The following is a 14,278-nucleotide window of genomic DNA, read 5'->3' on the forward strand; positions in this document are numbered from 1 at the left end:
GCATACGGAGACAAAAATACATGGACACAAAAAAAGTTAAGTATACAGATGAAAGCTTGAACCTTAGGAGTTTTTACCTGAGGTTCCTAAAAAAAATATGGATTCTTCCGGTTGCTGCGCTTATCGGTGCGATCATTGCAGGAGGAATCTATTATCTTGTGACGGTAACTTTCGGACCGGAGAGAAGATATGAGGCACAGGCAAGATTCTATCTGACTTACTCAGATGATGCGTATATTCGAAATGCTGAGGGTGAGAGAGTCCTTGACTGGTATAACGGAGCTACATGGACCAATTTTATTTTTAACGACCACGATTTCCTTCTTGAACTTGTTAAGACTATGAAAGAAGAGGGAGTGGATATATCGCAGGAAAGGATGAAAGTCCTTGAAGCCGCCGGCGGACCGGATATATCCAATCAGTTACAGGCTTTGGAAGAAGTCGGAGTTGATGTGATAAAGGATGAGTCCAAGATCAATGTAAAAGGAGACATAATCTCAAACGAGCGTTTTCTCCTTGTTACGATCAATGAGACTGATAAAGAACTCGTGGAAAAGCTGACGGATGCATTTATCAAAAGTCTTGAAAGCTACCCGACATACAATGCGTCAAAGGCTTTTGAATCTATAGTATGTACATCAAAAAGTGATGTTTATCTTGAGAAGACCGATAACAGGATTGCGGTAGCGATTATATTTGGAGCAATTCTTGCGGCTGTTTTGGCTTTTTTGGCAATTCTTTTGATTGATGCCGTTGATGAAGCAATCTACGTACCCGAAGAATGCGAGAAAAGATACGGCATAAGAGTGCTTGGAACCGTATTTCAGGGAAATGAAGCATGTGACCTGTTAAGAGGCGAGCTTGCCAAACTTTACGATAAATATGTTGCAGATAAAGAGAATATAGTTTTGATCTCATCCGATGCGGCAGATAATGCATCTTTTTCCGAAAAAGACCTTGAATCGGTTAAGAAGACTCTCGGAAGTGATTATGATGAAAAGCTTTCCAAGATAAAAGCAATTTCGGCTTCGGATATAGGGGCAGCAGAAGGCGCAATACTCGCGGTTCCCTATGGAAAGAAAAATGCGGCAATGACTGAGCATTTGATTTCACAGCTAAAAAAGATTGAATGCCCGGTGCTCGGAATTGTATTTACACGTGCGGATCTTAAATTTATTAAGAGATACTACGGAATCAAATGATGAAGGTGGCAAAAAGTAAATTTTGACACCGTATGATATATGAATTAAGCGAAAGAGACTATGTCAGGAAGATTGCAGATATTGGTGTCATCCGTTAATAAGGATGTGCACGAGCTCCCGGATAAAATGAATATTGAGACGGATGCAGTAATAGTAAATCAGCTTGTTGGAACCAAAGGGGAATCAAAAGATGAGACCTTCGAAGCGGGAACAAAGATGATACGCGCATTTATAAGATGTGAAAAAGGTGTAGGACTTTCGAGAAATACCGCTTTATCCAAGGCTGACAGCGAACTGATCCATTTTGGCGATGATGATATTATCTATGACAAGGGCTATTCGGATAAGATCGTAAAAGAGTTCGACGATCACCCTGAGGCCGACATGATTCTTTTTAACGTAAAGGCTCAGGAGGGCAGAGAAACATATTGGAATGTTGATTTTGCCCCCGTTACATGGAAGAACTACGGCAGATATCCTGCGTATGCGATCGCTGCAAGGAGGGAGAAACTCTTTGATAGAGGGGTAAAGTATTCTCTTTTATTCGGAGGCGGAGCGCCTTACATGAACGGAGAGGACAGCCTTTTTTTACATGATTGTTTAAAAGCGGGACTTAAGATATACAGGACTACTGTGGTTCTCGGTCATGAAGAAGCGGGTGAGTCCACTTGGTTTAAGGGATATACGGATAAGTTTTTTTATGACAGAGGTGTCTTGTATGCGTTTTTGTACGGAAGCCTCGCTGATATTCTCGGTTTTAGATTTCTTTTCAAATATAGAAAAGAAATGTGTGCGGAGAAGGGATTGTTTAAGTGTTTCAGGCTTCTTTCCGACGGCATCGGAAAGGGAAGGGAACTTAAGAAGGCAAAATGATAGTATATTTTACATTGACGGTAGCTGTGCTTGCGCTGCTTCTTTTGGTAAAAAAGAATACCGTATCCGAATGTGCGGGTTACGGACGTATCGGATTTTACAGAGGTATGACAAGGCAGGAGGCTATAAATGCCATCGTACTTACGGCTATATTTCTGGGGCTGTTTGCGGTATCCGCGCTTCGTCTGAATGTCGGAAACGACTACGCAACGTATGTTGAGCACATGCATCTTATCAACTCAAAATCGGACGGATGGATTCCGAAAGTTCCGGAAGAAGAGGGGTTTAAAGCCTTAACATATGTTATTTATAAGCTCTGCGGATTTGAGAACTATGTTTTGGTATTTGCCATATTTGCTTTTCTTACAGTTCTTTTTTTTATGAAAGGGATATGGAGACAGAGTAAGTGGTTTGAATTGTCATTTGCAATGTTTATGCTTCTTGGCTTTTATTTTCAGTCATTAAGTACCGTTCGTTATTATTTCGGGCTTGGTATTGCCTTGCTTTCAATAGAATATCTGGTGAAAAAAGATTACCCGAGATTTGTTCTTATGATCCTTGTGGGAGCTCTTTTTCACAAATCTCTTCTGATAATCTTGGTGCTATATCCGATCGCGGTGATAAACTGGAAGAAATGGATGTATGTTTTGGGAGCTGCTTTGGGAGCTTCGTGTTTCTTTTTAAGACCGATTTATGCGAAGATTGCGGTTAAGATCTATTCAGACTATCAGGGAACGGCAACTTATGACAGGATGGTCGCAGGCCCGATACATTACAGTTATATCAGCATTGCAAGGTGCGCACTTATTCTTGCGGCATCGATCTATTTGTACAAGGATGAGATAAAAGGTAACAGGGAAAACATTTTCTTTTTCCACTGCAACGTAATGTCACTTGCGCTTTATGTGTTTGCGGCGTTTTTGACGGATGAAGTGATTTCGAGAATATCTTATTATCTTACGATAACACATGTATTGTTTGTACCGGCGCTTCTGCTTGGTATCAAGGATCCTAAGAAAAGAAAAATCTGTACGTCGTTGGTACTTCTTGGATGCCTTATGTATTTTGTGATATTTATGAAGAGGATAGCGCCTGCGAACGGAACGAGAATACTTCCGTATACGACCATAATGTTTGATGATATGCCACCGATTCTTTCTGAGACAGGGTATTAAAGAGTATGAATGAAATGAAAAAAACTTTTTTTAATATAATAGTGGTTTCATATAACGCCGGAGACAAGCTCATCGATACGATCGAGAGCGTCAGAAGGCAGAGTTATACAGGGTATCGCATCCTTGTCAAGGATGGAATGTCCACGGACGGTTCGATAGAGAAATTAAAGGCTAAGTACGATATCGGCAAAGACCTGATTCTTGTCGAAAGCTGTGATTCCGGGATCTATCATGCGATGAATATTGCTGCATCTTATCTTGAGGAAAAGATAATAAACCAGCGCGCGATCGATCAGGATGCGGAGAATACCGACAAAGTTAAGCTTCTTAGAGCGGGTGAAGAACCTGCCTATATTTTCTTTTTGAACTGCGGAGATACGTTCAGGGACGAGAACGTTCTCAGGGATGTACATGATGCGATCGTAGACAGAAATTCCAAAGAGGGCACGACTCTTCCTGCGATTTACTATGGTGATATATTTGACTGCTCGACAGGTAACAGGATTCATTCAAACCCCAAGATCGACGATCATGCATGTTACAGGAATCTGCCTTCTCATCAGGCTTGTTTCTATGATGAGAGGCTTGTATATAACAATCCTTTTGAGCTCAGGTACAAGGTTAGAGCGGATTATGAGCAGTTCCTTAGGTGCTATTACAGAGACAAAGCAAGCACTTTTTACATTCCGCGCATAGTTGCCGATTATGAAGGCGGAGGTTTCTCAGATCAGAACAAGAAGCTTTCCGAAGAGGAGAGAAAAGAGATCATAAAGCTCTATCTCACAGGTGCGCAGATAAGGAAGTACGACATTATAAGAGTGCTCACTCTTTCTAAGTTAAGGACTGCCATTGCGGAGAATAAAATTACAGCCGGTATATATAATAAGATAAAAAGTGCAGTATACAGGCTTAAGGAGAAATAAATTTGAAAATATTATGGGTCTGTAATATCATGCTCCCTGCCTATGCCAAGGCGCATGGAATTGAATACTCGGTCAGGGAAGGATGGCTTACAGGCTGTCTTGACAGGCTTCAAAAAGAAAAAAGCACGACAGCCGGGGGAAAGATAACTCTCGGTATTGCATTTCCTTCGGAAGGACCTGTGTCCGAGGGAAAAGAAACTGTTGAGGGAATAACTTATTACGGATTTAAAGAGGACCTTGGACATCCGGAAAACTACGATGAAAGCCTGGAATCAAGATTTAAGCAGATAATCGAAGATTTTGTGCCTGACATTGTTCATGTTTTCGGAACCGAGTTTCCGCACGCTCTTGCGGCGCTCAGAACCTTTGGAAGACCGGAGAGAAGTCTTGTAGGGATACAGGGAGTCTGCACAGAGATCGCCAAAGCTTATATGGCGGGGCTTCCAAAGAAAGTACAGGAGTCCACAACTTTCAGAGACAGACTGAAAGAGGATTCGCTTATTCAGCAGCAGGAGAAATTCAAGTTAAGAGCCGAAAATGAGAAAAAAGTTCTTTTGCTCACGGGAAATGTGACGGGAAGAACAACGTTTGACAAAGAGGCTTCTTATAGTATCAATCCGCGTGCAGAGTATTTTGCCATGAACGAGACCATGAGACCCTGCTTTTATTCGGGAAAATGGGAAGAGAGGAAGACTATTCCTCACAGCATCTTCCTTTCACAGGGAGATTATCCGCTTAAGGGATTTCACTTTTTACTTCAGGCAATGCCGATCATACTTAAGAAATATCCCGATGCGCATGTGTATGTTGCGGGAAACAACATAATCGGCAGAGGTAAGAGCAAGTATCCGTACTTTATGCGTGCAAGCGCTTACGGCAAATATCTTAAGAGACTTATCGCGATGAACAGGCTCAGAAAGAAAGTTACGATGGTCGGTACATTGTCGGATGTCGAAATGAAGAACCGCTTTTTGAAGAGCAGCGTGTTTGTGTGTGCTTCTGTTGTTGAGAATTCGCCCAATTCCGTCGGAGAAGCGATGCTTCTGGGAGTTCCTGTCGTTGCGGCCAACGCCGGCGGTATTCCGGATATGATCACGGATGGAATGGACGGCGTTATATTTGAAAATATGGACTACAAGAAACTTGCGGAAGCAATTTTGCAGATGTGGGATGAGCCGGTTATTGCAGCCGTTTACGGAGACAATGCAAGTAAGCGCGCCGCTAAGACCCACAACGCCGATACCAATTACAAGAGACTTCTTGAAATCTACGATGCAATTTGCAGAAAATAAGGGAGAGATCTGTGGTAATAACATTTGTATCAAACTACATAAATCATCATCAGATTCCCTTTTGCGATGCTATGAGCAGCCTGTTTGAGGATGTTGAGTTTCACTTTGTCCAGGCGATGCCCATGGAGGAAAAGAGAATCACCATGGGATGGGCTGTGAATCCAAAGGACTATCCGTATGTTTCCCTTTTCTACGAGGATAAAAAATACTGCGAAGATCTTATTCTTAACAGTGATGTTGTGATCTTTGGATGGACGGAAGGAATCACGTCAGATCTTGAGAGAAGGAGACTTGCGTCAGGTAAGCTTTCTTTTCGCGTAAGTGAGAGAATCTACAGAGGAAGCAGGATAAAGTGGCTTACTCCGAGAGGGCTTTTGAAAAAGTATGACGAGCATATAAGATACCGTAAAAAGCCTGTATATCTCTTGTGCGCAGGAGCTTATGTTTCTGCGGACTTTAAGCTTATTCATGCATATCCCCGTAAGATGCTGAAGTGGGGATATTATCCGGATGTAAAAGACAGAAGTTTCAAAGTGAGCGAGACTGACAATAAGATAAGGCTTTGCTGGGCGGGAAGATTTATAAAACTAAAACATCCCGAGTTTGCGATTGAACTATGCAAAGAGCTGGAGAAATTCGGATATGACTACGAGCTTAAAATGATAGGCGACGGATATATGAGAGCAGAGCTTGAAAAAGCCGTTTCAGATGCAGGGCTCTCAGCGAATGTCAGCTTTCAGGGAAATCTCAAACCTGAAGAAGTGACAACACATATGAAAGATTCGGATATTTTTCTTTTCACAAGTAACTATCTGGAAGGATGGGGAGCTGTTGTGAATGAAGCCATGCAATGCGGATGCGCCGTCGTTGCTTCAAAAGAGGCGGGATCCGTACCGTTTCTTATAAAGGACGGAGAAAACGGGCTTACTTACAAGAATGGCGATTGCGATGAGTTTAAGAAAAAGGTATTGTCTTTATTTCAAGAAAAGTATAAAATTTTGCAGTTCGCGAAAAACGGATATGATACTATAGAAAAGGTCTGGAATGCAAAAAATGCATCTATGGAATTTGTCAGATTTTGCAGAGAGTATATTGACGGAGCTGTTCCGCGACCTGCAGATATCGGACCTATGAGTAAAGCGGAAATTATAAAACCTGAGAGCATCCTTCGTGCAATGGCCGAAGGGGATTGCCTGGAATGAGGAAAACATGAGATTTATTGATGACTTTTTTACAACGGAAATAAAAATATTTAAGCATAAAATTCCCATCTTTGACATGCTGTTTTTTACCATACTGTCATGTTTGGGAGTTTATTTCAGATTGTCACTTTTTGGTATAAGGTCAGGTGACTATGTGAAGGCATTTGCGGACTGGATGAGAGAGTGCCACGCTGCCGGAGGATTTGCTTATCTTGGTATAAAGCCCGGTGTGTCTGAGGCAAGTACATTTGACTACAACTGTCTTTTTCAGTATGTAATAGTTATTCTTCACTATATCGGCGGCAGTATTCCCGATATATATCTTGTAAAGAGCGTTCCGGTGTTGTTTGACTTTATCTGCGCGATCACTGTTTTCAGGATTGTATATCATATTACCGACAAGAACCTCACTAAAGCAATGATGTCTTACGGTGTTATGATGTTTCTTCCGACAGCTGTACTTAACAGCGCTGCCTGGGCACAGAACGATTCAATCTATACAGCGTTTGTTCTTCTTTCACTCCTTCATTTTATGAAGAGAAATGATAACAGAGCCTTTATTTATATGGCATTTGCTTACAGTTTTAAACAACAGGCGATATTCTTTGTGCCTTTTATTGTCCTTATGTGGTTAAAAAATAAGGTCAAGATCAGATACGTTTTATGGATCCCCGTTGTACATGTACTTGCGATGGTTCCTGCTGCAATTGCGGGAAGAAGCTGGGGAGACCTTCTTGGTACATACGGAAGGCAGGTTCAGATGTTCTCAAGGCTTACAATGAACTATCCCAGCATCTATACGATTGTTTCAGGAGACTTAAGCAGTGCGGGAAGGAAAATTCTGATTTCCGCGGGAACTATGGCAACAGTAATAATCATGGGAGTACTTGCTTATTACGTTTACAAAAAGAACTTTGAAGTGACCGGAAAATACATGGTAACTCTTGTCGTGTTTACTGCAGAGATATGCTGCTTCTGCCTTCCTGCAATGCATGAGAGATACGGTTATATTCCTGAAGTTGTTGCGGTTATTTATGCAATCCTGAGTATTAAGCGTGTTCCTGTATGCGTGGCGCTGCAGGTGATAACAATGATCACTTATACAAGATATCTGTTTGGTTCGACAGTACTTACACTTTGGCCGTTGTCGATCGCAATGCTTGTAGTGATCATGGTTGTAGGATACGATCTCTATCTTCAGATGAGAGAGCCGGAGGTTACCAGTGGCTGAGTCTTTACCAAAGATAACGGTTGTTATACCTGCATATAATATTGAAAAGCTTCTTGAGAAGTGTGTGGATTCCGTTGCGGAGCAGGATTATCCCAAGGATAAATTTGAGATCTTTATTGTTGATGACGGTTCTACCGATTCTACGGGAGCTCTTTGCGACAAGCTTTCTGCCAAGTATGATAATGTAACTGCGCTTCACAAGGAAAACGGTGGTTCAAGCAGTGCCAGAAATCTTGGTATGGAGCATGCAACAGGCGATTATATCGGCTTTGTAGACAGTGATGATTATGTCGATCCCCGTATGTACAAAGTGCTTGCAGAGGCTGCCGTTAAATATGACGCAGATATGGTGCAGATTTCAAGAGATGAGATCTCGGAAGACGGTAAGAGACTTCCCGATGTTGTTATCCCACCTTCCGAAGTGACTGAGTTTTCACCTGAAGAACAGCTCAAAAAACTCTTGCTTCACACGGGTGATGCCTCTTTTTGCACCAAGATAACAAGGAGAAGTGTCTTTTCCGAAGGACTTAAATTTCCTGAAGGCGAGCTTAATGAAGACTTCAGACTTATGATAGATGTGCTTCCAAAGGTGAACAAGCTTATCGTTCTTCCCGAGCAGTACTATCATGTGTTCTACAGACTCGGAAGTAATTCGAGAAAAAAAGCGGAAGACAAAGATTATTTTCCTTCCGTATTTACAGATATAGTGCGCAACGCAGACGTAGCGCTTGATATTGTAAAAGAAAATTATAAGAATCTCATACCTATTGCTGAGAGATTCGGTTATTATCAAAGGCTTGATTATCTCTTGCATATTCCCGTAAGTAAGATGACAAGCGATAATTTATTCTATATTGGTGTTGTAAAAAATATCAGAAAGAATATACTTGGTATTATTACTAATAAGTATTTGACCGGAAAAAATAAGGCTTACCTGTGCATACTTGCACCTGCACCGCGTTTGGTGCGCAGCCTTCATGCAGCATTAAGAGGACTTTGAGGTTTATGAAAAAAAGCATAGTATATATAATTTTGATCGTATCTGTTCTTTTCAGTGTTTTCTTTGGCTTTCAGAAGTCGGGCTTCCATGAAGATGAGTATTATACATATTTTTCATCGAACAGAAGTCAGGGACTTTATCAGCCGGACAGAGAGTGGCAGGACAAGCAGACTATCTTTGATGAGTTTAGTGTAAAGCCGGGGGAAGGCTTTAATTACGGACTCGTTAAACTTGTTCAGTCATGGGACGTTCATCCTCCGATATATTATTTCATTTTTCATACCGTGTGTTCAATGGTCCCTTCCACATTTACCAAGTGGACGGGACTTATTACCAATTTAATTGCGTTTGTTATTTCTTTCTTGGCGTTGTTTGCTCTGATGAAGAGGCTTCGCCTTCCATATTATGTGATGCTGTTCGTACTTGGCTTTTGGGGGCTCAACCCTCAGACTGTTTCGTGTAACATGCTTATCAGGATGTATGCATGGCTCACGGCGGCAGTATTCATCTGTGCATATCTGCATGTTAGATTCATTCAGGAATATGATTCGTATAAAGATGATCTGAAAAACTTCTGTGTTAAACTGTTGCTTCCTATCGCAGTGGTTTCATACATTGGAGTTCTGATTCAGTATTTCTATATATTCTTTTTTGGTTGCATAGGCTTTGCCCTTGCAGTGTGGATGTTCTTTAGGAAAAAAGATTTCAGAAATACCGTTGCGTATGTTGTGGGATGTGGTCTTAGTATGGTGCTTGCGGTTATCACATATCCCGCTATGCTTCATCACCTTCTTGGAGGTTACAGAGGGACAGGAGCAACGGGAAGTATGTTTGATGTAAAGAACACATTCATGCGTCTTTCGTTCTTTACAGGACTTTTGAACGACTTTGTTTTCGGCGGAGGGCTTACAGTTCTTGCGATAATGCTTGCGGTGGGAGTTGCGTATCTTGTTGCAACCCGCAAGGAACGTTTTGATAAAATACGTTTTGATATAAGTGCTGAAGTGGCTATTCTTACGGCCGGAACGGCAGGGTATTTCTTCCTTACGACTAAGGCGGCTCTTTTGGTGGGAAGTGCTTCAAACAGATACGAGATGCCTATATACGGACTTATAATCTTACTTGTGATGTGGGCTCTTTACTATGTTGCTGAGAAGATTGGTAAAGACAGGGTATGCGTTCCCATCGTAACGATTGTTATGCTTGCTTTTCTTATAAAAGGCCATGTTACGGGCAATAATGTTCTCTTTTTATACAAAGAGGACGTGGATAAAATAAATTATGCTCAGGCGAATAGTGGCGAAGTTGCGGTTGTAATGTTCAATCCCGCAACGCCTCACAATGTATGGCGCCTTACGGATGAGCTTTTGCAATACGACAGAGTCTTTTACATGGATGAGGAGAATCTTGATCCGCTTACAGAGCAGGGCGTTGTGAATGCGGGAAAGATCGTGCTTTATGTTGCGGATGATGATTATAAGAATGATGCGATCTGTAACCTCGTCAAGAGTTGTGAAAAACTTGATTCTATAAGAGAAGTTGATTCGGAAGACATGTGGACCACTTGTGAGATAAGCGGTATCACAGAGCATCGCTTTGATACACCGAGAGAATAATACGGAGAGGAAAATGCTGATTTTATCGGCGTTTTCCTTTCTTTTATGTGGGGCAACATTTGAGCGACATGGAATTTCGAGGTGTTGCTTGTAGTTTCTGCGGGCATATCGGATACTAAAATTACACTTGCAGGTGACATTTTGAAAGGAGCGTAGGTAATATGGTCGAATTTGGCGAGCAGTTAAGACGGGCCCGCGAGAAGACGGGACTGACACAGCAGACATTGGCGGAAAAGTTATATGTAACAAGGCAGACGGTTTCGCACTGGGAATGCGGTGACAGATATCCCGACCTTCTTACGACAAAGAGATTATCAGATATTCTGGAGGTGAGCCTTGACGACCTGTTATCCGGGAATGAAATGGATAAAGTTGTTGAAAGAAATCCTGTAGTAGAGAATAGAGTAGCAAATAATGTAATGATCTTTTTTTACGCGGTAATAATATTTTCATTGGTATCAATTATAGGCAGGGAAGTTTTGACTACAGATTGGAAATATATAACCGGATGGGCTGTAAGATGTAATGACGTCGCGACGGTAGTCAGGACTGTATGTGAAATAGTATGCGGAACTTTACAAGTGCTGATTTTTACTTATGGATTGGTTCATTCTATAAAAGTTACTCTTTCGCCCAAAAAGATAGGAGCGGTCATAGCGGCGTATTATGCTATCTTTTTTATTGAAAGTCTTGTGATTGCAGCTAATGATATAACGATGGTTCAAAGAAACAGCGCTTCTATGGTCGGAACTCCTAATTTTGTACCGTATTATTTTGATTGCTTATTGGGAATAATAGGAGCGGTGGCAGCAGTTTTATACTTTATTCGTAAAAATGAGAAAGTCATTGTACCTGTTATGCTTGTAGGAGTTTCGGTATGGAAAATGATCGATGCCATAAAAGAATTTGTTGAATATGTAATCTATATGGCCGGTAGATTTAACGAAGCTAATCAGTTTCATGATGCAATACCATATCAGGGTAAGCTGTTTATTTATCGTGTTGCATTTGGAAGCGTTTCGGTGTTGCTGATCTGCGGTATGATAATATATCAGGTTGTAACACTTCATAGAAAACGTAAAATTGCATCTGAGATAACAGCTGACGCAACCGCATAGAAATTGCATATGCCATGAAAAAAGGTACCTCAACAGTTTAGATGTTGGAGGTACCTTCTATTTTTATAAACTCTGATATGGCTTAGATATTATATTACAGTCCCAGTTCTGTAATTTTGGAAAGTATTGTGTCGTAGTCCATGCTACCTTCAAGCTTCTCCCAGTGTGTATCTGCCAATATTCTATTGGCATCTTCCTCTGTAAGTCCTGAATGTGACAGCGCCATATAATTATTCTCTCCGCTAGTTGATCTGCGAAAACTCTCGCCCATATTCGCTTCTCGACGCGGAGCATCTGCATCTCCTGAAGGTACTACTTCAGCTACTTTAGGCCAGAACGGTAAGAAGTTATACGAACAATCACAAATAATCGTTTCTTCTCCGGCATAGTGATCAATGTATGCAAGGCAGTTGTTGGTGTTCTCAAGGAATCTGTTTTCATAAGGTAAGTAGCAATATGATGTTGTTCCATATCCCTGAGAGCTTACACCATAACGCCAATCTGAAATCATGGTAATAAGTTTTCCGTTTTCAAAAGTATACAAAGAAACAGATTTTCCCGGATTGTCTACAACAAGTTCGGGTGTCTGATCTTTGGTTAAATAAAGAAGAGCATATTTGGCGTTGCTGTTTGCATCATGCGATTTTTTTGCAACTTCGGCAAATGCTTTTCCGCAGCTTCCAAACTTCTCCTCGTTGTGAGCTGTCTGCTTATTCTCTGTTGGTGCAGCAGGCTGGGGAGTTGCTGTAGTTGAAGCAGTAGTTGCAGCGGGCTGAGGAGTTGCCTCGGTTGAAGCAGCTGTTGCAGCCGCAGTCTCTGCAGATTTTGCCTTCTCAGCATTTTTTGATGCCTTATTTTTTGCTTCCACATTTGCTGTGTTATCAATTTCATACCATATTACGGTATTGCTTTTTGCGTTTAAATAGAAGCAGACAGAGAATTTATCAAACTGATATTTGTAGTAATACTCTTTACCTGTCTGACCTGTATAATTGTTCTTTTCAGAAGGCTTTCCGTATGCGGCTTCAATCTCGTCTTTTGTATTGCCGACTCCGATATTACGAGATGTTGTAACACCCGGCTTGCTGACATCAATCGCTAAAGGAAGCACATCTTTTTCGGCAGGATAAGTTGCAAATTCGATACCCGGCGTATCATAAACATAAAAGAATTCATTCGGAAGATCGGTTATTTTTCTATCATAAACACCAAGATCTTCAAATGTCTTTCCTACATCATTTAATACAGAAAGAACTTTGCCGTTGTACATAAGTTCGTGATCTGCAAGCTTTACAGGAGCAGCTTCTTTATTGGCAGAAGCGGCAGTTGTAGCTGCGTTGCTTGATGTTGCAGTGGTTGCAGCGGTCTGCTCACTTGATGATGTGGCTGTTGCAGCTTCTTCAACCGATGAAGCTACAGAAGATGCATCTACAGCTGCGACCATCTCTGATTTCGCAATCTCTCTTTTTTCTTCTTCAGTTACTTCCATTTCACTGCTTCCTTCGGAAGCGCTCATCTCTGCACCACCACAGCCTACAATCGAGAGTGCCATAGAAGATGCAATAATTATTGCAAGTGCCTGTTTTTTCTTCATGTCATTTTTCCTTTCTCTGTGAACCCTCAGAAATACTATATTGTTTACGTGTACTCATACAATGGTAGCATGGAATATTGTTTTTTCTGTGTCTTAGAGAATTGATTCTTGAGAGTATTTAGTAGTAAGCGTATACTTTTTCTAGTCAGGGTTGTTTTGATTTACATCTTATCCGGATTATGCAATAATGTTTGTGAATATTTGTTGAACTATAATAAATTAATATTCACAAAAACAGCAAAAACTTGCATGTGGCACATTTGCTATGTAAAAAATATGTTACAACAACGTATTGGAGGTTATAGTGAGTAGAATCGGGGATTGCAGAAGAAAGATTGAAGAAATCAGAAAAGACATCAGAGCAATGAGGGAGAAACAGACAGTTATCGACGGATATATCAGACAGATTGAGACCCAGAAAGATACACTTGATGGAATAGATCTAAGCAGAGCAGGCGAGTGGATTGGCGTTAACGAGCAGAACGCAGTTAAGGCTAAGAACGTCTGCGTTTTTAGAATGGACGGAGCAAAGGGCGAGTGTACGCGGCTTAGAAGTGCCATAGATAAGATGATAAGAGAAGCCGAGTCTCAGATTGCAGAGCTTGAAGCGGAGATAGAAAGAATTGAAGAAGAGGAAAGACGTGCACGTGAGCGCGAGCGAGAGCGTGAACGTGAACAGGCTCAAAATTAAGGATAACGGGGATGGTAAACAATGAGTGGTAAAGGTGAAAAGATACAGTTGGGGAAACAGGCGGTAGATGCGCTTATTTCAGATATAAAAAATTCTGCAAACGTTCTTGAGATTAAAGATTCTGCTTTGGCAAAAGCCGGACTCATCGGCGAAGATGCCTCACTCCACATGATCAAATACATAGCTGAAAGACAGAAAGATCTGACAGCAACATATAAGGATGTTGTAAGTATTGATACTGCAACACTTCTAGATAAAAGTACCGGCAAGATAGTTGAAACAGATATTGATATTGCCGCAAAAATAGATAGGGAAGAGGGTTAATACTTATGGAAAATAAATGGATAAACATGGCGGAATT

The 14,278-nt window shown here is 41.2% G+C and carries 13 protein-coding genes; 12 read left to right on the forward strand and 1 reads right to left on the reverse strand.

The features are described 5' to 3' along the window. The first annotated feature begins 20 nt into the window (after positions 1-20). The 10 genes from DL92_RS0116470 (at position 21) to DL92_RS20535 (ending at position 11,632) form a co-directional block, all read left to right on the forward strand. Positions 21-1,202: a YveK family protein gene (locus DL92_RS0116470; RefSeq protein ID WP_026668325.1), complete on the forward strand. Its 1,182-nt coding sequence runs from the start codon at positions 21-23 to the stop codon at positions 1,200-1,202. A 60-nt stretch (positions 1,203-1,262) separates the two neighbouring features. Continuing rightward, positions 1,263-2,075, forward strand: a complete 813-nt coding sequence (locus DL92_RS0116475; RefSeq protein WP_026668326.1) for a glycosyltransferase family A protein — start codon at positions 1,263-1,265, stop codon at positions 2,073-2,075. Further along, positions 2,072-3,250, forward strand: a complete 1,179-nt coding sequence (locus tag DL92_RS0116480; RefSeq protein ID WP_026668327.1) for an EpsG family protein — start codon at positions 2,072-2,074, stop codon at positions 3,248-3,250. Before DL92_RS0116475 ends, DL92_RS0116480 begins: the two co-directional genes overlap by 4 nt. A 14-nt stretch (positions 3,251-3,264) precedes the next feature. Beyond that, a complete protein-coding gene (locus DL92_RS0116485) occupies positions 3,265-4,173 on the forward strand; it encodes a glycosyltransferase (protein ID WP_026668328.1) in 909 nt (302 codons plus the stop codon). Positions 4,174-4,175: 2 nt separating this feature from the next. After that, positions 4,176-5,465, forward strand: coding sequence for a glycosyltransferase family 4 protein (locus DL92_RS0116490; protein ID WP_026668329.1), 1,290 nt, complete (start codon positions 4,176-4,178; stop codon positions 5,463-5,465). An 11-nt stretch (positions 5,466-5,476) separates the two neighbouring features. Beyond that, positions 5,477-6,667, forward strand: a complete 1,191-nt coding sequence (locus tag DL92_RS19785) for a glycosyltransferase family 4 protein (RefSeq protein WP_051594228.1) — start codon at positions 5,477-5,479, stop codon at positions 6,665-6,667. Between the two features lie 7 nt (positions 6,668-6,674). Beyond that, positions 6,675-7,898 (forward strand): hypothetical protein, encoded by a 1,224-nt coding sequence (locus DL92_RS0116500; RefSeq protein ID WP_026656625.1) that lies wholly within the window; start codon positions 6,675-6,677, stop codon positions 7,896-7,898. After that, positions 7,891-8,898 (forward strand): glycosyltransferase family 2 protein, encoded by a 1,008-nt coding sequence (locus tag DL92_RS0116505; protein ID WP_026668330.1) that lies wholly within the window; start codon positions 7,891-7,893, stop codon positions 8,896-8,898. The genes DL92_RS0116500 and DL92_RS0116505 overlap by 8 nt, the downstream gene beginning before the upstream one ends. 5 nt (positions 8,899-8,903) lie before the next feature. Then, positions 8,904-10,514, forward strand: a complete 1,611-nt coding sequence (locus tag DL92_RS0116510) for a hypothetical protein (protein WP_026668331.1) — start codon at positions 8,904-8,906, stop codon at positions 10,512-10,514. A gap of 161 nt (positions 10,515-10,675) precedes the next feature. After that, positions 10,676-11,632, forward strand: a complete 957-nt coding sequence (locus DL92_RS20535) for a helix-turn-helix domain-containing protein (protein WP_051625398.1) — start codon at positions 10,676-10,678, stop codon at positions 11,630-11,632. A gap of 94 nt (positions 11,633-11,726) precedes the next feature. Here DL92_RS20535 and DL92_RS0116520 read toward each other — a convergent pair whose 3' ends face one another. Beyond that, complete coding sequence (locus DL92_RS0116520; RefSeq protein WP_026668332.1) at positions 11,727-13,226, reverse strand: hypothetical protein; 1,500 nt, start codon at positions 13,224-13,226, stop codon at positions 11,727-11,729. 304 nt (positions 13,227-13,530) lie between these two features. Between DL92_RS0116520 and DL92_RS0116525 the strand changes: the two genes are divergently transcribed. Continuing rightward, on the forward strand, positions 13,531-13,917 hold the full coding sequence (locus DL92_RS0116525; RefSeq protein WP_026656629.1) for a DUF5082 domain-containing protein: 387 nt from the start codon (positions 13,531-13,533) through the stop codon (positions 13,915-13,917). A gap of 21 nt (positions 13,918-13,938) precedes the next feature. Next, complete coding sequence (locus DL92_RS0116530; protein WP_026656630.1) at positions 13,939-14,241, forward strand: hypothetical protein; 303 nt, start codon at positions 13,939-13,941, stop codon at positions 14,239-14,241. Positions 14,242-14,278: the final 37 nt, after the last annotated feature.

The organism is Butyrivibrio sp. AE2005 (assembly GCF_000686965.1).
Lineage (GTDB): Bacteria > Bacillota > Clostridia > Lachnospirales > Lachnospiraceae > Butyrivibrio > Butyrivibrio hungatei_A.